Raw genomic sequence first — 22,545 nt, forward strand, 5'->3', positions numbered from 1 at the left:
GCGCCCGCGGCTGCGCCGAACGGGTGGACGTCCCGCGGCACCGTGAGGGACGTCAGGGACTCGGGCGAAGGGTCCGGCGGACCGCGTCCCGGAGCCAGCGGTGCGCTCCGTCGGCGGCGTGGCGGGGGTGCCAGGCGATGCCGATGATCAGGGGCGGCAGCGGCATGGGGATGTCGAGCAGGCCGAGTCCGAGCGCGGCGGCGGCCTCGGTCAGGGGTGACGGCGGGGCGCCGGGCAGCGCGGCGGGGACGAGGCAGACGGCGTCGCCGCGGGCGGCGAGGTGCAGCGCGGCCAGGTGGCTGGGGAGCACGGCGGTGACCCGCCGGCGGAGGTTCCGCTCGGCCAGGGCGGTGTCCAGGGGCCCGGTGAACCGGCCGCGGCGGCTGACCACCACGTGCTCGGCGGCGGCGAGCCGGTCCGGGGTCAGGGCCTCCCGGGTGAGGGGATGACCGTCCCGGACCGCAGCCACCATCCGCAGCGTGACCAGTTCCTCGACCTGGGTCTCGGGATCGACGTGGTCGATCGATCCGATCTCCAGGTCGATCCGGCCGTCGCGGAGGGCCGGCCCGGCCTCCAGTTCCTCGGCGCGCAGCCGCAACGAGACGCCCGGTGCCTCCTCCCGGGCCAGGTCCAGCAGCCCGGGGGCCAGCGCCGCGGCCACCAGGTCGGAGGCCTGGAGGGTGAAGGTGCCGCGCAGGGCGGCGGGGTCGGCCTCGGAGCCGGGCCCGAGCAGTGCCCCGAGGCGGTGCACCACCGCGGCGGCCTCGTCACGCAGCGCCTGGGCCCGGGGGGTGGGGACCATGGCCTGCCCCGCCCGGACCAGCAGGGGGTCCTGGAGGACACGGCGGAGACGGGCGAGGGTGCGGCTCATGGCCGCGGGGGAGGTGTGCAGGCGTTCGGCGGCGCGGGTGACGCTCTGCTCGTCGAGCAGGGCGTGCAGGGCCACGGCGAGGTTCGCGTCGATGACCGGATCCGTGCTGTTCACCAGAGTAATTCCATTCCAGGCAATGATCCCTTGCTGAAGTTCCCATTGTGGCAACGGTGTTGGCCTCCGGAGGATGAGGAACGTCAGCCGCTCGACGACCCACCGAAGGAGCCACGATGTCCACCGAGGAAACCACTGTGCCCGTGACGGCTTTCATGCTCGTCAAGACCACACCCGAATGGCTCGCCATGACCCCCCAGGAGCGCGTGAACGCCCTCGCCACCGAGGTCGTCCCCGTCGTCAAGGCCAGGACCACAGGCGTCCGGTCACGCTTCTACGACACGGAGTTCTACTCCGCGCGCGTCACCGACGTCTGGGTCTGGGAGGCGGACGACCACCACGCCTACCAGCTCCTCGTCGACGCCCTGCGGGAGACGCCCTTCTGGGACCGCTGGTTCGAGGTCGTCGACCTTCTCGTCGGCACCGAGAACGGCTACGCGCGCACCTACGGCGTCGACGCCGTGACCACCATCACGACCTGACGCGCGCCGCTCTACGGCCGTCCCTCGCCCGCGAGGGCACGGATCCGGTCGACCCCCTCCACCGCGAAGGTGGCGCCGGGGGCGATCTCCGTGAACCCCGCGTCCCGGACCACCGGCAGCCCGCTGTCCGTCAGTTCCGGCCAGCGGGCCGGGGCGGCCGTCCGTACGGCGAGCGGGAAGCCCGCGTCATGCCAGGCGGCCCGCTCCTCGTCGGTCAGTTCCCACCAGGCCAGCTGGGCGGCGTGGCCCGCCTGGGCCATCGCCTTGCCTGCCGTCATGCCGAGGTGCGGGTTCACCCACAGCACGGGGGCGGCCGGGTCCGCGTCCACCGGCGGCTCCGGGTCGTCCAGGTCGGTGCCGGAGACCTGGAGCCGGGCCAGGTCCTTGGGCCAGCCGTCCAGCGGGACGGGCGGGAAGACCCGCACCTGGGCCGACTCGCCGGTGACCGTGATGCCGGGCAGCGCCTCGGCCCGCCGCCACTCGGCCCCGCGCGCCCGCCGCACCACCTTGCGGATCCGGGCGTCCTGCCAGTCCCGCATGGCCCGCGCCCACTCACCGTCACCGGCCGACCGCTCGTCGCCCAGAATCGTCAGCACGGCCAGCGCGGCCGTCTGGAGCGCGTCCGTACGCGCCGGCGGGTCCGCCCGCTCGATCCGCACGACCAACGGCAGCACGAACTGCGGCGCCGTGTCCCGCGCAGAGGGCTCGGACCGGAAGGGGCTGTCGCTCACGGGCGTCGGGTGTTCGCTCACACGGCCCAGTGTGCCAGCCGCAAGATCGTGCGGGTCACCCCGAACAGGCCGTGCGCTGTGCCTCCTGCCACTCGCAGACCGGGCAGAGTGTGATGCCCTTGTACGACTCCGGGTACTCCGTGGGCTCGCGGCACAGCACGCACTCGGCGTACGGCGGGCCCTCGGCGAGGGGTGGCCTGGCCGGGGCGATCAAGCAGTAGTCGTCCTCGCTCATACCTCCAGCGTAGGCCGGTCAGGGCCGCTCGCCCACGGCCCCGAGCAGGTCGGACACCTTCACGAACCGGAAGCCTCTGCGGCGCAGCTCGGGCACGATCGTGCGTACCGCTCGTTCGGTCGCCGGGGCGGCGCTGCGGGTGCAGTGCAGGACCACCACCGAGCCGGGCCGCACCCCGTCCAGCACCTGCCGGGCGATCACGTCCGGGTCCGTTTCGAACGCGTCACCGCCGACCACGTCCCACTGCACGGCGGTCACCCCGGTCGGGGTCAGGGCCTTCAGGGCCCGGCGGTCGTAACAGCCACCGGGGAAGCGGAAGTACGGCAGCGGATCCCGTACGCCGGCCCTGCGGAACGCGGCGTACGCCCGCTCCACGTCCGACCGCTTCCGCTCCTCGGGCACGGTCGGCAGGCCGTGGCAGTCCGCTGTGTAGGCGTAGTGGCTGTAGGAGTGGTTGGCGACCTCGAAGAGCGGGTCCCGGCCGATGGAGCGGGCCTGGTCCGGGTACTCCTCGGCCCACCGCCCGGTCATGAACACGGTGGCCCGCACCTTCAGCGCGCGCAGCGTCGAGATCAGCCGGGGATGGTCGAACCGCTCGCCCGCCGCCGCCCGCGCCCCCTGCCCGGCGGTCATGTCGGCGTCGAAGGTCAGCGCGACGGTCCGGCCGCGGGTGCGGGAACCGTGCTCGAAGACGGGGGTGAGGCCGGCCGGACCGGGGGCGAGGGTGGGGTGCCTCGGCGGTGGTGCGGGCACCGGCGTGGTGACCGCTCGCGGGGGCTGGGTGGTACCGCAGGCGGCGAGGGCCGTGCTCAGGGCGCACACGGCGGTGACACGGCGGAGAAGGGCGATCACCGTATGAAGATATGAGCGGAATCGTGCCCTTATGCGTGACGACCGCGGGTGTCACCCGGCCGTCAGATGTCCCGTTGCTCCAGCGGCTTGGTCGCCGGGCCCTGGATCACCTTGCCGTCCGTGTCGAAGCGGGAGCCGTGGCAGGGGCACTCCCAGGCACGCTCGGCGCCGTTGAAGGCGACCAGACAGCCCAGGTGGGTGCAGCGGGCGGAGACGGCGTGCAGGCTGCCGTCGTCGTCCCGGTAGACCGCGAGGCGGTGGCCGTCGGCGCGGACCACGGCGCCCTCGCCCGGCGGCAGTGCCTCCACGGGCGGCACGGGCCGCAGCCGGTCCCCCACGAAGTGCCCGGCGACCTTGGCCTGCGTCTTGAGGAACGACGGCGCCTCGCGCACGGCCGGACGCAGCCGCCGCGGGTCGTACAGCCCGCTCCACGCGCACTCCTCGCCCATGATCCGCGCGGTGAGGAGGCGGCCCGCCATCATGCCGCCGCTCATGCCCCAGCCGCCGAAGCCGGTGGCCACGTACGCGTGCCGCGCACCCGGGTGCAGCGGGCCGACCATCGGCACGGTGTCCGTGGGGTCGATGTCCTGAGTGGCCCAGCGGTGGGTGACGTCCAGGTCCGGGAAGTGGTCCCTGGCCCAGGCGGTGAGGTGTTCGAAGCGGGCCCGCGGGTCGCCGGTGCCCGGTGTGAAGTGCTCGCCGGTGACGATGAGCAGCCGCCGGTCGCCCTCGTGCGGTGCCGTGCGCACCGAGCGGATGCCCTCGTCGGGCGTGATGAACATGCCGTCCGGGTCCCGGTCCGCGGGGATCGTTCCGGCCACGACAAGCTCGCGGCGCGGCGACAGCCGGGCGAACAGCAGCGCCCGGTCGAAGATCGGGTAGTGCGTCGCGACGACGACGTCCCGGGCCCTGACCGTCGCCCCGGTCGTGGTCGACAGCCGGCACGGCTCGCCCTCGTCCAGGCCGAGGACGGCGGTGTCCTCGTAGATGCGTCCGCCGTGTTCGGCCAGGTCGGAGGCGAGGGCCAGCAGGTACCTGCGCGGGTGGAACTGGGCCTGCCCGGTGACCCGGACCGCGCCCGCCACCGGGAAGGGCAGCCCGGTCTCCGTCACGAACGAGGCGGGCAGCCCGGCCTCGGCGGCCGCCCGCGCCTCGGCGCGCAGTTCGTCCACCCGGCCCGCGTCGCACGCGTAGGTGTAGGCGCTCCGGCTCTCCCATTCGCAGTCGATGCCTAGTTCCTCGACGATCCCGGCCGCGCGCTCGATCGCCTCGGACTGGGAACGGGCGTACAGCCGCGCGCCCTCGGGGCCGCGGGTGCGCCGCAGCTTGTCGTAGACCAGCGTGTGCAGGGCGGTGACCTTGGCGGTGGTGTGGCCGGTGACCCCGGCCGCGACCCGCCCGGCCTCCAGCACTGCCACGCTCCGTCCGGCCCGCGCCAGCTCCCACGCCGTGCACAGTCCGGCGATCCCGGCGCCGATCACCGCCACGTCGACGTCCACGTCCTCGGCCAGAGCCGGATAGCGGCCGTCCGGTGCCGTCTGAAGCCAGTACGAGCTGCTGACCTGCTCCTTCGCGCTCATGGGTCGCCGAGTACCCCGGAGGGCCCGCTTCAGCGGGCCGGCGTGTCGCTTTACAGGACGGACCGACGGAGCTAACGTACAACCAAATGGTTGTAGATGAGTTGAGTGACGAGAAGGTGGACCGGCTGTTCCACGCCCTGGCCGACACCACGCGCCGGGACATACTGCGCCGCTGCGTGCGCGGGGAGCTGTCGGTGTCGCGGCTGGCCGAGTCGTACCCGATGAGCTTCGCGGCCGTGCAGAAGCACGTCGCCGTGCTGGAGCGGGCGGGTCTCGTCACCAAGCAGCGCAGCGGACGGGAGCAGCTCGTGTGCACGGACCCCGAAGCGGTGGGCCGCGCACGCCAGGCCCTCGACGAACTCGAGTCGGCATGGCGCGGGCGGGTGGACCGGATGGCCCGGCTGCTCGCCGAGGACCCCGGAACCGAAGAAAACGAAGAGAACGACGCAACGGAAGGACCCGAGAGATGAGTGTCACCAGTGTCGACAAGGACCTCGACCACCTCACCCTCACCCTGGTCGCCGACTTCGCCGCCCCCGTCGAGCGCGTGTGGCGGCTGTGGGCCGACCCCCGGCAGCTGGAGCGCTGGTGGGGACCGCCGACCTACCCGGCAACGGTGGAACAGCACGACCTGACCCCCGGCGGAGAGGTCACGTACTTCATGACCGGACCGGAGGGCGACCGGCACCACGGCTGGTGGCGGATCTCCTCGGTCACCCCGCCGACGGCCCTGGAGTTCACCGACGGCTTCGCCGACGACGACGGAAAGCCCAAGGACGACATGCCGACCATCTCCGTGCGGGTGACCCTCGCCGAGCGCGGCGGCGGCACCCGGATGGAGATGCGCTCCCTCTTCGACACCCGTGAGCAGATGGAGCAGCTGGTCACCATGGGCATGGAGGAGGGCCTGAAGGAGGCCGTCGGCCAGATCGACGCCCTGCTGCTGGCCGCCTGACCGGCCGGATCAGGACTGCCGAAGCAGCAGCTTCCGGAGTTCCGCCACGTCGAGGTCCGGCTCCGGATACCGCGGATCCAGCTCCTCCAGATGTTCCAGGAGCAGGGTGCTGACCGCCCAGTTGCGGTACCACTTGCGGTCGGCCGGGACCAGGTACCAGGGCGCGTACGAGGTGCCGCAGCGCTCCATGGCGATCTCGTAGGCCTCCTGGTACGCGGGCCACAGGGAGCGGTCGTCGATGTCGGAGGCGGCGAACTTCCAGCGCTTCTCCGGCTCGTCGAGGCGTTTGAGCAGCCGGCGGCGCTGCTCCTCGTAGGAGAGGTGCAGGAAGCACTTGACCAGGGTCACGCCGTCGTCCGCGAGGGACTTCTCGAAGCGGTTGATCTGCTCGTAGCGCCGGTTGATCTCGGGGGCGGACGCCAGGGCGCGGACACGGGCGATCAGGACGTCTTCGAAGTGCGAGCGGTCGAAGATGCCCAGTTCGCCGGGGAGCGGGAGCGCCTTCTCCACGCGCCACAGGAAGGAGTGGGCGCGCTCCTCGGCCGTGGGCGCCTTGAACGGTGTGATGCGGCATCCGGACGGGTTGAGCAGCCCGATCACATGCTTGACCGTGCCGCCCTTGCCGCTGGTGTCCATGCCCTGGAGGACCAGCAGGACGCGGCGCCGGTCGCCCGCGGTGCTCGCCGCCCACAGCCGCTCCTGGAGGACGGCGAGGCGCTCGCCGATCCGGGCGGTGGCGGCCTTGCCGGCCGTCTTGCCGTCCGGGCCGCCGGGGGTGGCGGCGGCGTTGTGGCGCGACAGATCGACCGGCTCACCGCCGGGGAGGCGCAGCCGCTCCCGCAGCGAGGTGCCGCCCGTCTTCTTGTCCTTCTTCGCCACCGGGCCCCCTTACGGTTCTGTCACCCGATCGTCCGCCGGGGCGCCGGGTTCCGCACCCGGTGCCCCGCCCGGAGCGGGCCGCGGCTACCGGCGCCAGGGGCCCGTCACCGCGAACGTGGTGCCGGGTGTGTAGCAGTTGACGTACATCGTGTCGCCGTCGGGGGAGAAGGTCACTCCGGCGAACTCACCCCACTCGGGCTCCTCGGGGGTCCCGATGTTCTGGCGACCGCGGGCCATCGCGTACACCTCGCCGCGCCGGGTCACGCCGTAGACGTGTTGCGCGCCGTTGCCGTCCTCGCAGACCATGAGGCCGCCGCTGGGCGCCAGGCAGATGTTGTCCGGCGACTCTCCCGGCAGCTGGATGTCGGTGTCCGGGCCGAAGACGATCACCAGGGTCAGCCGGCGGCGCTCGGGGTCGTAGCGCCAGACCTGCCCGAAGTGGTCGGCCGTCGAACCGTCCGAGCGGCGGGCGAACGACGACACGAAGTACACCGAACGGCCGCCCCAGTAGCAGCCCTCCAGCTTCTGCGCGTGCGTGATGCCACCTCGGCCGAAGTCCTGGAAACGGATCGCCGTCTGTGCGGCCTGAGGGTCCGGTACGTCCACCCATTCGATGCCGTCGAACTCGGCACCGATGTCCTGGATCGCGGACAGGTCGGGCACACCGGGCACCCGCATGGCCTGGAGCCGGCCACCCGCGCGCAGCGAACCCCGGCCGCCCAGCGGCTTCTCCGGCAGGAACCGGTAGAAGAGACCGAAGGGCTTCTCGAAGGCGTCCTCCGTCTCGTACACGACACCCCGCCGGGGGTCGACGGCGATCGCCTCGTGCTGGAAGCGGCCCATCGCGGTCAGCGGTACGGCTCCGGTGCGGCGCGGGTCGACCGGGTCGACCTCGAAGATGAAGCCGTGGTCCTTGGTGTAGCCGTTGGTGCCGGCCTTGTCCTCGGTCTCCTCACAGGTCAGCCAGGTGCCCCACGGGGTGGGGCCGCCCGCGCAGTTCACCGCCGTGCCGGCGATCGCGACGCGTTCCGACACGACGTTGTTGCGGGCGTCCAGTGTCAGGGCCGTACAGCCGCCCTTCCCGGCCGGGTCGTAGGTGAGGCCCTCGATCGTGGGGACCGGGACCCTGCCGTCGGCGCGGTTCTCGTGATTGCGGACCAGATGGACCCGGCCGCCTTTGCCCGCGAAGGCCGACATTCCGTCGTGGTTGGAGGGGACCTTGCCCTCACCCGAACGGAGCCGGTCCCCCTCGCGGGAGAGGACCCGGTAGCGAAAGCCCTCCGGGAGGTCGAGCAGGCCCTTCGGGTCGGGGACGAGCGGGCCGTAGCCGTGGTGGCCGAGGCCCTGTGCGGCGGCGGTGCCGGTGAAGAGTTCGGACAGGGCACCGGAGAATCCGATCCCGATGCCCAGGGCGCCCGTTCCGGCGAGCACCTGACGTCGCGTGGCGATACGACCGTTTTCGGTCATGGCGGAACCTTCCTGCTGGCGGACAGGAACTGTGATCCCGCTGTGTCTATCACCTGGTGCGGGCGGCGTGAACCACGCGCGTAGCGCGGGTCACTGCTCCACCGCCCGTCGCAGCTCTTCCATGGCCTGTTCGGTCTTGTCGAGGGGGTGCTCCGCAGTGTCGAGGGAGGCCTGTGTCTGTTCGGGTGTCTGTGTCTGCTCGGGGGTCTGTGCCTGCGTCTGGGTCTGCCGGCCCTCCTCGTGGCCCCGTTCCAGGAACCGCAGCAGTTCCACCGGGATGGGGAGCACCAGCGTGGAGTTCTTCTCCGCCGCCACGGCCATCACGGTCTGGAGCAGCCGGAGCTGGAGCGCGGACGGCGTGTCGGACATCTGGCGCGCGGCCTGGGCCAGCTTCTTGGAGGCCTGGTACTCGGCGTCCGCGTTGATCAGACGGGCCCGCCGCTCCCGGTCGGCCTCGGCCTGGCGGGCCATGGAGCGCTTCATCGTGTCCGGCAGGGACACGTCCTTGATCTCCACCCGGTCGATGGTCACGCCCCACTCCACGGCCGGGCTGTCGATCATCAGCTCCAGGCCCTGGTTGAGCTTCTCCCGGTTGGACAGCAGATCGTCCAGCTCGCTCTTGCCGATGATCGAGCGCAGGGAGGTCTGCGCCATCTGGGAGACGGCGAAGCGGTAGTCCTCGACGTTGACGATCGCGGCGGCCGGGTCCACGACCTTGAAGTACACCACCGCGTCGACCCGCACGGTGACGTTGTCGCGGGTGATGCCCTCCTGGGCGGGGATGGGCATCGTCACGATCTGCAGATTGACTTTGCGCATCCGGTCCACCGCGGGAATGATCATGGTGAACCCGGGCCGGCGCACGTCCCCGTGCACGCGCCCGAGCCGGAAGACGAGCCCGCGCTCGTACTGCTTGACGACCCGCGCCGCCGAGGCCAGATAGACCAGACCGGCGGCTCCGGCGGCCACTACCGCCGCGACCAGCTCTTGGATCATGACGACCTCCCCGTTCAGAGGTCCCGTTTCGGCTACTTCTGCAACGATATGCCGGGATCGAGGTCCGGGGCCATGCCCCAGCGGCACGGGGAACCGCACGACCCGTCTCCACCGCTCCGCGGCGGACACGCGAACGGCCCGGGGCGCGCTGGGGGGCGCGTCCCGGGCCGGGGGCGTCGGTGGTGCGGCGGGCCGCTAGGCCACCGTCACCTTCTCGCCCTCTTTCGACTGCTCGGACTCCAGCTCGGGCTCCGTGACCTTCACCGGCTCCGTGCCCGACGCGCTGTGGCGCTCGGCCCAGCTCTCCAGGGCCGTGCGGCAGGCGTGGTCGAGGTGGTGCAGACCCGAGAGGTCCAGCTCGACCGGGCGGTCCTGCGGCAGGCTCTCCAGGTTGTCCAGGATCTTCGGCAGCCGCAGGAACGTCGCGTTGCCCGACAGGTACGCCTGGATGGGGCCGGCGCCCTTGTCGATGACCTCGAGCTTGATGTGCGAGGCCTCCCAGGCGGTCTTGACGACCGACAGGGCCAGACCGATCAGGACGCCCTCGAACATGTTCACCGCGACGATCGACACGGCGGTGGCGACCAGGATGACCGCCTCACCCCGGTGCTCGCGCCACAGCGGCACGATCTTGCGGAACGGGATGAGCTTGAAGCCCGCGTGGACCAGGATGCCGGCGAGTGCGGGCAGCGGGATCAGGGCCAGCGTGGCCGGCAGGAGCGCGGCGAAGAGGAGCAGCCACACGCCGTGCATCACCCGGGAGGCCTTGGTCTTGGCGCCCGCGCTGACGTTGGCCGAGCTGCGGACGATGACCGCGGTCATCGGCAGCGCGCCGAGCACGCCGCAGAGCGTGTTGCCCGCGCCCTGCGCCATGAGCTCCTTGTCGTACTGGGTGCGCGGTCCGTCGTGCAGCCGGTCCACCGCGGCGGCGCTGAAGAGGCTCTCGGCGGAGGCGATCAGGGTGAAGGCGATGATCGTGCCGATGATGCCGACTCCCACGCCGCCGAAGGTGTCGAGGCCGGGCGGCTGGATGGAGTCCAGCAGGCCCTTCACCTCGACGGTGGCGACCGGCAGGTTGAACGCGGCCGTGGCCGCGATCGCCAGGATCACCGCGGCGAGCGCGCCCGGAACGGCCTGCGCCTGCTTCGGCAGCTTCTTCCACAGCACCATCACCGCGATGGTGGCCGCGCCGAGTGCGAGCGAGGTGAGCGCCTTGGTGCTGCCCAGCGCGTCGGCGGCGGCTCCGGGCAGACCCAGGATCTTGTCGATGCCGGAGGCGGGCGCCTTCAGTCCGGCCGTCGCATACAGCTGACCGGCGATGAGCACCAGACCGATTCCGGCCAGCATGCCCTCGACGACCGAGACGGATATCGCGCGGAACCAGCGGCCGAACTTCAGCGCGCCCATGATGAGCTGCAGCAGACCGGTGGCCAGCACGATCACACCGAGCGCGGGCAGCCCGTAGGTGTCGACGGCCTCGAAGACCAGCACGGTCAGACCGGCGGCGGGCCCGGACACCTGGAGGCTGCTGCCCGGCAGGAATCCGGTGACGAGGCCGCCCACGATGCCGGTGATCAGGCCGAGTTCGGCCGGGACACCGGAGGCGACGGCCACGCCCACGCACAGCGGGAGCGCGACCAGGAACACGACGAGTGAGGCGGTGAAGTCCTGCCTCAGGTAGGGGAACTTGGTCATGGCGCCCCTCACAGCTTCTCGAAGGAGTCGGTGTCCGCGCGGTGGTCCCGCACGGCGCCGGTGTGCACTTCGTAGAACCAGGCGTGCAGCCGGAGCCGGCCGTCCGTCAGACGGCTCTCCACGCACGGGTAGGAGCGCAGCCGCTCCACCTGGGTCAGGACGTGGTTCTGCACGGCTTCGGTGACCGTCTTGTCGGTCGGGTCCGCGCACTTGGGCTCGTCGCAGGCGTGCGCGAGCCAGTCCCGCACGGCGGGTACGCCGGTGAGGTCGTCGCCCCGCACCACCGCGCCGACGGCGCCGCAGTGCGAGTGGCCGCAGACCACGATCTCCTTGACGCCGAGGACTTCCACGGCGTACTCGATCGTGGCCGCCTCGGAGGTGGGGTGTCCGAAGGCGTAGGGGGGAACTACGTTGCCCGCGGTGCGCAGCTCGAAGAGCTCGCCGGGCCGGGCGCCCGTGATCAGGGCCGGTACGACCCTGGAGTCGGAGCAGGTGATGAACAGGACGTCGGGGGACTGGCCCTCGGCGAGGCGGGCGAACTCCTCAGGGCGCTGTCCGTGCGTGCGGGCGTTGTCGATGAGGGGTTGCATGAGTGTGGTGATTCCTCCTGGCGCGCGGTGGGGAGCGCGTCGGACGGGCATGACAGAGGTGGGGGAAGGAACGACTCTGTTCCTCAGCAGCGGAAGACCTGAAGCGCTGCCGGTGTGTGCGACGTCGAGGATCTCGACGCGCGATGATGTGCGGCGCCGGCTCTGACCTGGTCCGGTGCTGCCGGCTGGATGTGCCGCAGCAGGGTCCGCTCCGGCGCACAGGGCGCGGAGTCGGCGTGGAACCGGTCGCGGGTCCGCAGGGGACCGGTCGGGTCCCCGTGGTGCCCGGCGCGGCAGGTGGCGATCTCGTCGCGCAGCGCCTTCCCGGAGAACTTGATTCCGGGGCGCGAGGACTGGCCGGAGGGTTCAGTTCCGGGCTGGGCCTTGGCCTCGGCTTTACGGGGTGTGTGCGCGGATGCGAAGGACGCCGTCGGTGCGAAGAACTGAAGGGCGAGCAGGACGGCGGCGAGGATCGAAACCACGGTCCGTGCCGTCGTACCTCGGTACATGCGCCCCCCTTCAGGTGATTGACACGTCTAGCGCTGACCAACACTTGGTCAATGACTGGTCAAGAAACACGTTAACCCTGCAAAGTCATTTGCAGGGTTAACTTAACGTTTCAAGCTGAAGAGAGCCTGAAAACCGTGGGTGGGTTGGCTTGAACCACCCCTTGGCCTCACGGCAGTTGGCGCAGTATTGGGGTTGTGGTTACCGGGAGTTCGCCAGCTTGCCCGCGTCGCGGGCCAGGGCGGTGAGCCGGGAGATGGCCCGGAAGTACTTCTTGCGGTAGCCGCCGTTCAGCATCTCCTCGCTGAAGAGCTGGTCGAAGGGCAGACCCGAGGCCATCACGGGCACCTCGCGGTCGTAGAGCCGGTCCGCCAGGACGACCAGCCTGAGGGCCGTCGACTGGTCGGGAACCGGCCGCACACCGGTGAGGCACACGGCCCCGATTCCGTCGGTCAGAGCGCCGTACCGGCTGGGGTGGACCCGGGCGAGGTGCTCCAGGAGGGGCGAGAACGCGTCGAGGGAGGCGCCCTCGATGGCGTGCGCCGTCCGGGTCACCTCTTCGTCGGAGTACGGCGGCGGCGCCTCGGGCAGACCGCGGTGGCGGTAGTCCTCGCCGTCGATGCGCAGCGCCCGGAAGTGGGCCGACAGGCCCTGGATCTCCCGCAGGAAGTCGGCCGAGGCGAACCGGCCCTCACCGAGCTTGCCGGGCAGCGTGTTGGAGGTGGCGGCGAGCGCCACGCCCGCGTCGACGAGCTTGCCGAGGAGGGTGGAGACCAGGACGGTGTCGCCCGGGTCGTCGAGCTCGAACTCGTCGATGCACAGCAGGCGGTGGCCGGACAGGGTCTGGACGGTCTTCTGGAACCCGAGCGCGCCGACCAGATTGGTCAGCTCCACGAAGGTGCCGAACGCCTTGAGCTCGGGCTCTGCCGGGGTGGCGTGCCACAGGGAGGCCAGCAGGTGGGTCTTGCCCACGCCGTAGCCACCGTCGAGGTAGACGCCGCGCGGGCCGGCCGGGGCCTTCTTCGGCGCCTTGCCGAAACCGAACAGCCGCCGCTTGCCGGAACCGCCCGCTCCCCGGCCGAGGCCTGCCGCGAAGCCCTCCAGGACCTCGACGGCCTCGGTCTGGCTGGGCTGGTTCGGGTCCGGGATGTACGTGCTGAAGCGCACCGAGTCGAACCGCGGCGGCGGCACCATCTCGGCGACCAGCCGATCCGCGGGGACGTGCGGCTCACGGGCGCACAGGGACAGCGGGGCCGCTTCGGCTATCGGGCCGGTACCGGAGGGAGCGGGGGAGGAGGACACGGTTCACCATGCTACGGCGCGTGGAACACTGCACGGCATGCGACGTCTGTTCCCTGTGACCGATGAAACAGCAGCTCCGGCCCCGGGTGGGGCGTCCGGTGAGGAAGGGGCCGGGCGGGAGTGGGGGCTGGCCGAGCTGGCGGCCGCTTACGCCTATCCCGAGCCGGGGGCCGGGGGGCCGCTGCCGTGGCTGCGCGCCAATATGGTGTCCACGCTGGACGGGGCCGCCCAGCACGACGGCCGTTCGCAGCCCATCTCCAGCGCGACCGACATGCGGATCTTCGGCACGCTGCGGGCGCTGGCGGACGTGGTGGTCGTGGGCGCGGAAACGGTGCGCCAGGAGGGCTACCGGCCGGCACGCGCGCGTGCCGAGTTCGCGGCGGCGCGGGAGGCGGCCGGACAGGCCCCCGCCCCCGCGATCGCGGTCGTCACCGCCAGCCTCGACCTGGATTTCTCGCTCCCGCTGTTCACCTCGCCCCTGGTGCCCACCCTGGTCCTCACCGGAGCCGCCGCCGCCCCGGACCGCGTCGCCACCGCCGAGAAGGCGGGCGCGCGGGTGGTGACCGCCGGGGACGGCATCGGCGTGGACCCCGCCCGGGTCGTCCAGACCCTCGCCGGCCTGGGCCACACCCGGCTGCTGACCGAGGGCGGACCGCGGCTGCTGGGCCAGCTGGTGGCGGCCGGCGCGCTCGACGAGCTCTGTCTGACCGTCTCCCCGATGCTCAGCGCCGGCGACGCGCAGCGCATCGCCGGGGGACCCGCCGTCACCGTCCCGCGGCGCTTCTCGCTGCTGTCGATGCTGGAGGAGGACGGCTTCCTGTTCACCAGGTACGGACGGTCCTGACGTACTGAACCGCGCGGCGCGGGGTAGCGGCACGGAGGTACAGGTGTCGGCGATCAGTGAGCCGGACCGGTCGGTACGTTCGGAATATGCCGTTCTGTTTGGATTCCGGAGGGCACACTGGATCCGGCAGCTCCCGTGCGACCACGGGGCAGGATGGTTTCAGCAAGGATCAGAAGGGGCGCCTGGTGTTCACAAGCGTATTGATGATCGAGAAGGCCCTGACGTCCGCTGACGTGGAGTTCGTCACCACCTTGCACGGGGAGGAGCAGGTCTCCTTCCAGGTGCTGCTCCAGCCGCGCGGCGAGCAGGCCGATCGTCTGCTGCGGGCCATCGACGACGTCGCGCTCGGCGAACTCGACGACGCCGTCCGCGAGGGCGAGACGCCGGAGGGCGAGGAGGCGCTGAGCGTCGGGCAGCGGGCGCTGGAGGTGTCCCTCGCGGCGCTGCGGACGTCCGGGAGCGAGGCGCGGGGACGGTTGATCGAGGACCATCCGCTGGACGCGCTGAAGTCCTTGGTCGAGGAGGTCGGCGCCGACGAGGTCATCGTGCTGACCGACCCCCACTACGTGGAGGAGTTCTTCCACCGGGACTGGGCGTCACGGGCCCGGCACAAGGTGGGGGTGCCGGTGCTGAAGCTGTTCTCGCACAGCAAGGCGTAGTGCCGGGCTGATGCGGTGGCGCTTCTGAAATAGGCTGTGGGCGCTCACCGTCCCAGAACGCCCTTGGAGATATGCATGGCACCCGGCCTTCCCACCGCCATGGACCGACCGCACTTCATCGGGATCGGTGGGGCCGGGATGTCGGGTATCGCGAAGATCCTCGCCCAGCGCGGGGCCGTCGTGGCGGGCAGTGACGCGAAGGAGTCGGCGACGGCCGAGGCGCTGCGGGCGCTGGGTGTGACGGTGCACATCGGGCACGCCGCGGAGCACCTGGCCGACGACGCGAGCTGTGTGGTCGTGTCGTCCGCGATCCGGCAGGACAACCCCGAGCTGGCCCGCGCGGCAGCGCTCGGCATCCCCGTCGTGCACCGCTCCGACGCGCTCGCCGCCCTGATGGAGGGCCTGCGGCCGATCGCGGTCGCCGGTACGCACGGCAAGACGACCACGACCTCGATGCTCGCGGTGTCGCTGAGCGAGCTGGGCCTGACGCCGTCGTACGCCATCGGCGGGGACCTGGACGCGCCCGGCTCCAACGCGCTGCACGGCGACGGCGAGATCTTCGTCGCCGAGGCGGACGAGTCGGACCGCAGCTTCCACAAGTACGCGCCCGAGGTCGCGATCGTCCTCAACGTCGAGCTGGACCACCACGCCAACTACGCCTCGATGGACGAGATCTACGAGTCGTTCGAGACGTTCGTGGACCGGATCACCGAGAGCGGCACGCTGGTGATCGCGGCCGACCACGAGGGCGCCCGGGAGCTGACCCGCCGGGTCGCGGGACGCGGCGTGCGGGTGGTGACGTACGGCGAGTCCGAGGACGCCGGCGTGCGCATCCTGTCGGTCGTGCCGCAGGGCCTGAAGAGCGAGGTCACCGCCGTTCTGGAGGGACAGGAGCTGACCTTCACGGTCTCCGTCCCCGGCCGGCACTACGCGCACAACGCGGTGGCCGCGCTCGCGGCGGGCGTGGCGCTCGGCGTCCCCGCCGAGGAGCTGGCCCGGGCGCTGGGCGCGTACACGGGCGTCAAGCGGCGGCTCCAGCTCAAGGGCGAGGCCGCGGGCGTACAGGTCATCGACTCCTACGCGCACCACCCCACCGAGATGACCGCCGACCTGGAGGCCATGCGCGCGGCGGCGGGCGACTCCCGGATCCTGGTCGTCTTCCAGCCGCACCTCTTCTCGCGCACGCAGGAGCTGGGCAAGGAGATGGGCCAGTCCCTGGCCCTCGCGGACGCCTCGGTCGTGCTGGACATCTACCCGGCCCGCGAGGACCCGATCCCCGGCGTGACCAGCGAGCTGATCATCGAGGCGGCCCGGGCGGCGGGCGCGGACGTGACGCCGGTGCACGACAAGGCGGACGTCCCCTCGGTCGTCGCGGGAATGGCGAAGCCCGGCGATCTCGTTCTCACCATGGGAGCGGGCGACGTCACCGACCTCGGCCCGCGCATCCTGGACCGTCTGTCGAACTGAGGGGCTGGAGGCTCATGCCGTACGACGTCGAGAAGCCGGACGAGCAGTGGCGCGCGGAGCTGAGCCCTGGCGAGTACGCGGTGCTGCGCCAGGCGGCCACGGAGCCCGCCTTCACCGGTGAGTACACCGACACCAAGACCCGGGGGGTCTACTCCTGCCGTGCCTGCGGTGCGGAGCTGTTCACCTCGGACACGAAATTCGAGTCCCACTGCGGCTGGCCGTCCTTCTTCGATCCGAGGGACACCGACGCGGTGGAACTGATCGAGGACCGGACCCACGGCATGGTGCGTACCGAGGTGCGCTGTGCGCGCTGCGGCTCGCACCTCGGGCATGTGTTCGCGGGCGAGGGCTATCCCACGCCCACGGACCAGCGGTACTGCATCAACAGCATCGCGCTGCGCCTGACCGCCGCTGAGGACTGAGACAGCCCTCAGCGGATCCGGCACTCCTTCTGTGTCAGCCGCTTCGTCTTCCCTGCGGTGCGGCTGCACACCACCCGGGTCTCGGAGGTGCCGTCGTCCGTGCGGCGGACCTCTTTGAGGACGATGCTGTGGCCGGCGCGGTCGCCGTACAGCGGGGCACGGGTGAAGTCGATGGTGCCGGTGGCCATGCCCTCGATCTTGACGTTGCGCAGGTTCACCCAGGTCGAGGCGCGGCTCTGGGGCCGGTCGTCCCGGGTGGCCGCCCAGTAGAGGGCCCAGGTCGCGTCGTGTGCCAGGGCGGTCTGACCGCTGGCCAGGGCGGGACTGTCGTAGCGCAGGTTCCGGCCCCGCAGCCCCGGCAGGTGCGCGGCCGCGTCCAGGTAGAAGGTCGTCCGGCTGGCGGCCGTGTGCAGTTCGGCCAGGGCCGCGTGGTACAGCGTGACCTTCGGTGCGACGGACTGTCCGCCGGCGGTGAAGTCGGCCTTGGACAGGTCGTCGCCGGTGAGGATGGCCAGGGGTCTTCCGGCGCAGCCCGGCTCGGTGCCCAGCTGGGTCATCAGGGGGTCGATGTCCTCCACCCGGCCGGCGAAGTAGATCACCGATGGGACCTGTCCGCCCCGGCAGATCTCCTGGGCGTGCGAGCGGAGTTCCGGCTTGCCGCCGCTGAGGGTGTAGCGGCGCTGATCGAGCGGGGTGAAGCCCTGTCGGCGCAGCATGTCCTGGCCGTAGCGTGCCTGTTCGTCGGTGTAGAGGTCGTCGGTCTTCGCCGTGTCGCGGGCGAGGACGAGGGAGTACTGCCGACGGTCCGGTGTGCGCAACTGGGCGGCGATCAGGCCGAGTTGCTCGGTCTGCCACTGGTCCGTGGCGGCCAGGCTGAACCAGTTGGCGAACTCGCGGGGCAGATAGGTGGCGGAGTTCGTGCCGGAGACGATCGGCAGTCCGGCCTCCATCAGCGTGCGGGTCGTCGCCCTGCTCGACTTCAGGTCGCGGCCGGTGCCCACGACCCCCACCACGGTCGGGTCCTGGGCGGCGTACGCGGCGATCTCCTCGGCCATCTCCTCCTGGTGGCCCAGGTCCACGCCGCCGTTGGCGAGCAGGACCCGCAGTTTCACACTGGAGTTCTTGTTGATGACGGCCTGTGCCAGATACACGCCCGCCAGTTCCTCGGCGCCCTTCACGGGCGAGGAGCCGTCCGAGGAATCGGCGCTCAGCGGCCCGGCGTAGACGACGGTGACGTACTTGCCGGGGTGGCGGGCGAGGACGTTCGCGTTCTGCTTGGCGATGCGGTCCTCCAGTTCGTCCACCGTCCAGGGCGTCGCGTCGTCGGCTGTCAGCGCCTTGGGCTCGTCGGCGGGGTCGGGCGCGGGCAGCCAGTCGGCGAAGCGGACGCCGTCCGTCGCTATGCCGATGCATTCCGTGCCGCCGCCGGGTGTCTCCTCGCGCCGGGTGTCCCGGTTGGCGGTCAGCACCGACGCCGAGCAGTACCGGTCGTGCAGGGCGTCGGCCCGCATGACGGTCCCGGCGGTCAGCAGGGCGATCACCAGGACCAGGGTGTGCAGGGCCCACACCAGCCGGGCGGACGTGGGCCGGGTGGAGGCCCGGAGATGCCGGGTGCGTTCCTCGACGGGGCCGAGCTGGTCGTGCGGCAGCGGGACCTTCATCACCCACGGCAGGACGGACCGTTCCCGGCTGGGCGACTGCTCGGCGCGCAGGTTGTGCGCCCACTGCCGGTGCCAGGCGCGCAGCCGCTCGCCGAACCTGGGCGGTACCGCGGCCGGGTCGGGCGGCGCAGGGACAACGCCGCGCTCCAGGCGCGGCACGTCGTGGGTGTGCACCGCGGCGACCACCACCAGCGGGTCGAGCTCACTGCGCCGGCTGCGGACGTCGCTGATGGCCCGGATCAGATCGATGCCGCCGTTGCGGTCGTCCGCGTGGGGCAGGAACAGCATCGGCGGGCGCGGCCGTTTGAAGCCGCGCAGGTCCCAGCTCCAGCGGCGGTGGTTGTCCCGCAGGTCCTCGCGCAGCGCGAGCACGCACAGCTGGAGGTGGAAGTCGCCGCCCGCCGTGAGCGCCTCGGCCACGTCGTACGCCCGGGCCGCGATCGCCTTCCAGGACCGCACCGGCCGCAGCAGCGAGACCTCGGTGGGATCCTCGTGGTCCGCCGCCCTGAGGAACGTCGTCGTCATGAACCAGCGGCTCTCCCGGCGCAGCCACAGGAAGATCGGCGCCCGCCCAGGCAGCACGTAGTTGAGGACGGTCAGCAGTAGCAGGAAGACGAGACCGGCGCCCACCGCCACGTACCACTCGCTGCGGGCCATGAGCGCGGCGAGCACGGTCACGAGGCTCGCCGGGAGGATGTGCGCCATGTCGAAGAGCGGCAGACCCGACCGCCAGCGCGCGGTGTTCTTCGGCCGCCAGCGCTGCTGGGCCAGCTGGTTCAGCAGCCGTTGCCGCTGGTCCTGGCCGGCCTCGGGGCTGCCCGGCTCGGGCGCCGGCCAGGTGTCGCCGAGCGCCGCGACCGCGTCGTCGATGGCATGCACCAGCCGCAGCCGCGGGAACGCGTAGCGCCGGTAGACCGCCTTCGGGCCGCCCCACTTCTTCGGTTCGCTCAGGGCCCGCACCATGGCCGCGGCCCGGCGCACCTCCGTGGGGCCCTCGTAGACGTCCTGCGCCACCGCGCAGCGCGTGCCGTGTGCCTCCTGGCCCGCGTACAGCTGCCGGACCAGCCCGGTCACCGCGTCGTCGTCCGAGCTCTCCTGGGCGTGCACGACGAACACCGGCATGGGCGGCTCGGCGCTCGTGCGGAAGTCCTGGATGAGGATTTCGAGCTGATCCTGGAGGTGGAGCCCGGCGCCACGCTCCGGCATGCCGTCATGTCCCCCGGGGCAGTCCGGCGGCGTGCGATCAGCGTTCACCATGGGCAATCCCCCGTTCGCCTTCGGTGACCTACGAGGCTAGCCGGTGTGGATGGGGTGCGAGTGGGTGACGGACGAACTTCAGGATCGTTTCTGCCTGGTCCGTGGCGGCACCCGGGCTGAATGAGTGATCCATCGACCTGTTGACTAATGGCTGATCGAGCCAGAAGATGTGCGGAGTGACCTCCTCCGCGCATCAGCCCGCACGTCCCGGCCGCCTCCCCGCCGACCTTCTCGTCGGCCTCCCCGTCGATCTCGACGAGGCCGCACACCGCTGTCTCGTCGCGGGGTTCGACGGGACGGCGGGGGTTCCGGACGAGCTGAAGCGGCTCGTCGACCGGGGGCTCGGCGGGGTCATCCTGTTCACCCGGAACGTGCGCGACGCGGAACAGGTGCGGCGGCTCACCGCGGAGCTGCGGGCCCTGCGGCCGGACCTGCTCGTGGGGATCGACAACGAGGGCGGCGGGATCGGTCACCTGGTGGGCGCGGGCGCTCCCGAGGTGCCCGGATCGTACGCGCTCGGAGTGGCCGACGACCCCGGGCTGACCGGCCGCTGCGCCGACGCCCTGGCCGGGCATCTGGCCTCCCTCGGCATCACGGTCTCCTACGCCCCGGTCGCCGACCTCCAGCACCATCCGCGCAACCCGATCGTGCGCACCCGGTCCTTCGGCGCCGAACCCGCCCTGGCCGCCCGGCATCTGCGGGCCTGGATCACCGCCACCGAGCGGCGGGGCGTCGCCTCCTGCGCCAAGCACTTCCCCGGGCACGGCGGCACCGAGACCGACAGCCACCACGGGACGGCCGTCGACCCGCGGTCGTACGACGAACTGCGGGCCGACTTCGAGCCGTTCCGCGCCGCCGTCGAAGCGGGCGTGCCGATGATCATGAGCGCCCATGTCGTCTACCCGGCGCTGGACCCCGAGCGGCCCGCCACCCTGAGCCGCCGCATCCTGGGCGATCTGCTCCGCCACGAGCTGGACTTCGACGGCGTCCTGGTCAGCGACGCCCTGGAGATGAAGGCCATCGCCGACCGCTACGGCGAGGCCGCCGGGGCGCGGATCGCCCTCGCCGCGGGCGCCGACCAGGTCATCGTGGCCGTGCCCGACCTGGAGGTCACCCTGGCCTGCCGGGACGCGGTGCTCAGCGCGTTGCGCTCCGGTGTGCTGCCCGAGGAGCGGGTGCGGGAGGCCGCCGGGCGGGTGCGGCGCCTCGCCGTGCGGTACACCGCTCCGGCCGCCGGGACCGTCGCCGGCTGGGACGCGGGAGCCGGTCTCGAGGCCGCCCGCCGGGCCGTCCGCAGCCGGCCGGTGCCGTCGGGCGTGCGGGGCGCCCATGTCGTCGACCTGTTCCCGCCGCCGCATCCCGCGCTCAACTGGGGCGGCGAGGACCTGCTGACGGAGGTGCGGGCCGTCGACCCCACGGCCACGGGGACCGCGGTCAGCGGAGAGCCGGCGGATCCGGCCCCCTTCGTGGAGGAGATCCTGCGCGCCTGCGGTGACACGCCGCTGGTCATCGCCACCTGTGACGCCGGGCTCCACACCTGGCAGGAACGGCTGCGCGCCGCCCTGCTGTCGCAGCGGCCCGACGCCGTACGGATCGACACCGGGCTGCCGGAGGGCGGCGCGCTCTGCTCCTACGGGCGGGGGCGGGTGAATCTGCGGGCCGTCGCGGAGGCGCTGACGGGTACCTGAGAGTTCACGGCACCCGTACGACCTCCTTGATGCCGCGCGCAGCGAGGTACGCGGCGTCCTCCGCCCGCTCCGCCAGGACCACGGCCGGGTGGACGCCCTCCGTGCGCAGGGCCATCCACGCGTCGAAGAACGCGCCTCCCGGGCCGGAGACGGAGCGGGTGGACGGCGTGCAGTCCAGGACCAGGGCCGTGTCGCGGGGCCGGGCGGGGTGGTGCCCCGCGCGTACCTCGGCGACGGTCTCGGCCAGGGCCGTGGCGATGGGCTTGGCGTCGCCCCGCGCGTCGAACAGGCCCAGGGTGTATTCCAGTTCAGGGTAGTCGGCCAGGGACCGGTCCACGTCGTGGGAGCACCACCAGGTCACACCCCACAGTCCCTCGCAGCCGGCCGCGTTCCGTACGGTCGCCCGCGCGAAGTCCGGGGCGTCGGCCGCCGGGATGTGGGGTTCCGGGGCGCCCGTCTCCTGGACCCAGACCGGGCGGGCCGGATCCTCGGCGTAGGCCTTGGCGAGTTCCGTGCCGTACTCGGCGAGGTGCAGCACCTGAGGTGAGCGGGGGCCGTAGCGGCGGGCGCAGTCGCCGGAGAACACCCAGGGGTGGACGGTGGTGACATCGCCCTTGCGGGCCGAGGCCTCGGGGGTGAAGGGGTGGTCGTCGCCGTACCAGGCCGCGTCGTAGGCGGAGTGGGTCGCGAGCCGGCCCGGGGGCAGATGCTCGCGGGTGGCGGACAGCAGGGTGTCGAGGTAGCGGTCCACCTCGTCCGGGGTCACCGGGTTGTGCTCGACCAGGTTGTTGAGCTCGTTGCCCAGCTGGAGGCCGATGAGGTTCGGGCGGCCGGCGAGGGAGCGGCCGAGGGTCCGCATCAGCTCCGCCTGGGCGGCGACGGCCTCCGGGTCGGTGAAGACATTGCGGTGGTGCCAGCTCCGCGTCCACTCCGGATAGAAGTCGAAGCTGGACAGATGGCCCTGCACCCCGTCCACCAGGACGTCGAGACCGGCCTCGGCGGCCAGGTCGACCAGGTGCGCGAGCTGGTCCACGGCGGCGGGGCGGATGAGTGTGCGGTTGGGCTGGAGGAGCGGCCACAGGTGGAAGACCCGGACGTGGTCGAGGCCGAGTGCGGCGATCTGGTCCAGGTCCTCGCGGGCGTTCGCCGGGTCGAAGTCGTGCCAGGCGTGGAACCAGCCGCGGCGGGGCGTGTAGTTGACGCCGAAGCGGAGCGTGGGGATGGGATCCTCCTCGGGTCGAGCACCCAGATCCCTTGCTCTGGGTGAATGCATCAATCACCATAGTCGGCG

The 22,545-nt window shown here is 71.9% G+C and carries 22 protein-coding genes; 8 read left to right on the top strand and 14 right to left on the bottom strand.

Translation table 11 applies throughout. The annotated features are described in order from the left end of the window. Positions 1-52 precede the first annotated feature (52 nt). Positions 53-985 carry a LysR family transcriptional regulator gene (locus ACWIF2_RS09425; protein WP_454359536.1) on the bottom strand — a complete coding sequence of 311 codons (933 nt, stop codon included), beginning with the start codon at positions 983-985 and terminating at the stop codon, positions 53-55. 116 nt (positions 986-1,101) lie between these two features. On the opposite strand from ACWIF2_RS09425, the gene ACWIF2_RS09430 reads away from it, so the two are divergent. Next, positions 1,102-1,467, top strand: a complete 366-nt coding sequence (locus tag ACWIF2_RS09430; protein ID WP_454359537.1) for a darcynin family protein — start codon at positions 1,102-1,104, stop codon at positions 1,465-1,467. A gap of 11 nt (positions 1,468-1,478) precedes the next feature. Here the strand turns inward: ACWIF2_RS09430 and ACWIF2_RS09435 are convergent, their stop codons facing one another. The 4 genes from ACWIF2_RS09435 to ACWIF2_RS09450 all read right to left on the bottom strand — a co-directional run bounded on the left by ACWIF2_RS09435 (position 1,479) and on the right by ACWIF2_RS09450 (position 4,865). Next, the gene (locus ACWIF2_RS09435) at positions 1,479-2,219 is read right to left on the bottom strand and encodes a peptidyl-tRNA hydrolase (RefSeq protein ID WP_454359538.1); all 741 of its coding nucleotides are present in this window, start codon (positions 2,217-2,219) and stop codon (positions 1,479-1,481) included. 34 nt (positions 2,220-2,253) lie between these two features. Then, complete coding sequence (locus ACWIF2_RS09440) at positions 2,254-2,433, bottom strand: hypothetical protein (protein ID WP_454359539.1); 180 nt, start codon at positions 2,431-2,433, stop codon at positions 2,254-2,256. An 18-nt stretch (positions 2,434-2,451) separates the two neighbouring features. Further along, positions 2,452-3,285: a polysaccharide deacetylase family protein gene (locus ACWIF2_RS09445; RefSeq protein ID WP_454359540.1), complete on the bottom strand. Its 834-nt coding sequence runs from the start codon at positions 3,283-3,285 to the stop codon at positions 2,452-2,454. 62 nt (positions 3,286-3,347) lie between these two features. Further along, the gene (locus tag ACWIF2_RS09450; protein ID WP_454359541.1) at positions 3,348-4,865 is read right to left on the bottom strand and encodes an FAD-dependent oxidoreductase; all 1,518 of its coding nucleotides are present in this window, start codon (positions 4,863-4,865) and stop codon (positions 3,348-3,350) included. An 86-nt stretch (positions 4,866-4,951) separates the two neighbouring features. On the opposite strand from ACWIF2_RS09450, the gene ACWIF2_RS09455 reads away from it, so the two are divergent. Then, complete coding sequence (locus ACWIF2_RS09455) at positions 4,952-5,335, top strand: ArsR/SmtB family transcription factor (RefSeq protein ID WP_454359542.1); 384 nt, start codon at positions 4,952-4,954, stop codon at positions 5,333-5,335. Next, positions 5,332-5,820, top strand: coding sequence for an SRPBCC family protein (locus ACWIF2_RS09460; RefSeq protein WP_454359543.1), 489 nt, complete (start codon positions 5,332-5,334; stop codon positions 5,818-5,820). Before ACWIF2_RS09455 ends, ACWIF2_RS09460 begins: the two co-directional genes overlap by 4 nt. 9 nt (positions 5,821-5,829) lie before the next feature. Here the strand turns inward: ACWIF2_RS09460 and ACWIF2_RS09465 are convergent, their stop codons facing one another. From ACWIF2_RS09465 to zapE, 7 genes are all read right to left on the bottom strand, one after another. After that, a complete protein-coding gene (locus ACWIF2_RS09465; RefSeq protein WP_454359544.1) occupies positions 5,830-6,699 on the bottom strand; it encodes a PPK2 family polyphosphate kinase in 870 nt (289 codons plus the stop codon). 84 nt (positions 6,700-6,783) lie between these two features. Then, complete coding sequence (locus ACWIF2_RS09470; protein WP_454359545.1) at positions 6,784-8,166, bottom strand: PhoX family protein; 1,383 nt, start codon at positions 8,164-8,166, stop codon at positions 6,784-6,786. A 90-nt stretch (positions 8,167-8,256) separates the two neighbouring features. Continuing rightward, on the bottom strand, positions 8,257-9,162 hold the full coding sequence (locus ACWIF2_RS09475; RefSeq protein WP_454359546.1) for a slipin family protein: 906 nt from the start codon (positions 9,160-9,162) through the stop codon (positions 8,257-8,259). Between the two features lie 195 nt (positions 9,163-9,357). After that, the gene (locus ACWIF2_RS09480; protein ID WP_454359547.1) at positions 9,358-10,857 is read right to left on the bottom strand and encodes a SulP family inorganic anion transporter; all 1,500 of its coding nucleotides are present in this window, start codon (positions 10,855-10,857) and stop codon (positions 9,358-9,360) included. Between the two features lie 8 nt (positions 10,858-10,865). Beyond that, positions 10,866-11,447 carry a carbonic anhydrase gene (locus ACWIF2_RS09485; RefSeq protein ID WP_454359548.1) on the bottom strand — a complete coding sequence of 194 codons (582 nt, stop codon included), beginning with the start codon at positions 11,445-11,447 and terminating at the stop codon, positions 10,866-10,868. 83 nt (positions 11,448-11,530) lie between these two features. Next, positions 11,531-11,956: a hypothetical protein gene (locus ACWIF2_RS09490; RefSeq protein ID WP_454359549.1), complete on the bottom strand. Its 426-nt coding sequence runs from the start codon at positions 11,954-11,956 to the stop codon at positions 11,531-11,533. Positions 11,957-12,155: 199 nt separating this feature from the next. Next, the gene (gene zapE / locus ACWIF2_RS09495; protein ID WP_454359550.1) at positions 12,156-13,256 is read right to left on the bottom strand and encodes a cell division protein ZapE; all 1,101 of its coding nucleotides are present in this window, start codon (positions 13,254-13,256) and stop codon (positions 12,156-12,158) included. 37 nt (positions 13,257-13,293) lie between these two features. Here zapE and ACWIF2_RS09500 point away from each other — a divergent pair, with 37 nt between their 5' ends. The 4 genes from ACWIF2_RS09500 to msrB all read left to right on the top strand — a co-directional run bounded on the left by ACWIF2_RS09500 (position 13,294) and on the right by msrB (position 16,648). Continuing rightward, positions 13,294-14,100, top strand: coding sequence for a pyrimidine reductase family protein (locus tag ACWIF2_RS09500; protein WP_454359551.1), 807 nt, complete (start codon positions 13,294-13,296; stop codon positions 14,098-14,100). Between the two features lie 185 nt (positions 14,101-14,285). Beyond that, positions 14,286-14,759 (top strand): indole-3-glycerol phosphate synthase, encoded by a 474-nt coding sequence (locus tag ACWIF2_RS09505; RefSeq protein WP_454359552.1) that lies wholly within the window; start codon positions 14,286-14,288, stop codon positions 14,757-14,759. 75 nt (positions 14,760-14,834) lie between these two features. Next, on the top strand, positions 14,835-16,226 hold the full coding sequence (gene murC / locus ACWIF2_RS09510; RefSeq protein WP_454359553.1) for a UDP-N-acetylmuramate--L-alanine ligase: 1,392 nt from the start codon (positions 14,835-14,837) through the stop codon (positions 16,224-16,226). 14 nt (positions 16,227-16,240) lie between these two features. Continuing rightward, positions 16,241-16,648 (top strand): peptide-methionine (R)-S-oxide reductase MsrB, encoded by a 408-nt coding sequence (msrB, locus tag ACWIF2_RS09515; protein ID WP_454359554.1) that lies wholly within the window; start codon positions 16,241-16,243, stop codon positions 16,646-16,648. A gap of 8 nt (positions 16,649-16,656) precedes the next feature. On the opposite strand, the gene ACWIF2_RS09520 is transcribed toward msrB, so the two are convergent. Continuing rightward, on the bottom strand, positions 16,657-19,515 hold the full coding sequence (locus ACWIF2_RS09520) for an ABC transporter substrate-binding protein (protein ID WP_454359555.1): 2,859 nt from the start codon (positions 19,513-19,515) through the stop codon (positions 16,657-16,659). 227 nt (positions 19,516-19,742) lie between these two features. On the opposite strand from ACWIF2_RS09520, the gene ACWIF2_RS09525 reads away from it, so the two are divergent. Continuing rightward, a complete protein-coding gene (locus ACWIF2_RS09525; protein WP_454359556.1) occupies positions 19,743-21,254 on the top strand; it encodes a glycoside hydrolase family 3 N-terminal domain-containing protein in 1,512 nt (503 codons plus the stop codon). Positions 21,255-21,258: 4 nt separating this feature from the next. Here ACWIF2_RS09525 and ACWIF2_RS09530 read toward each other — a convergent pair whose 3' ends face one another. Then, a complete protein-coding gene (locus ACWIF2_RS09530) occupies positions 21,259-22,527 on the bottom strand; it encodes a glycoside hydrolase 5 family protein (RefSeq protein ID WP_454359557.1) in 1,269 nt (422 codons plus the stop codon). Between the last annotated feature and the right edge of the window lie 18 nt (positions 22,528-22,545).

It is taken from the genome of Streptomyces sp. NPDC055506 (assembly GCF_053643595.1).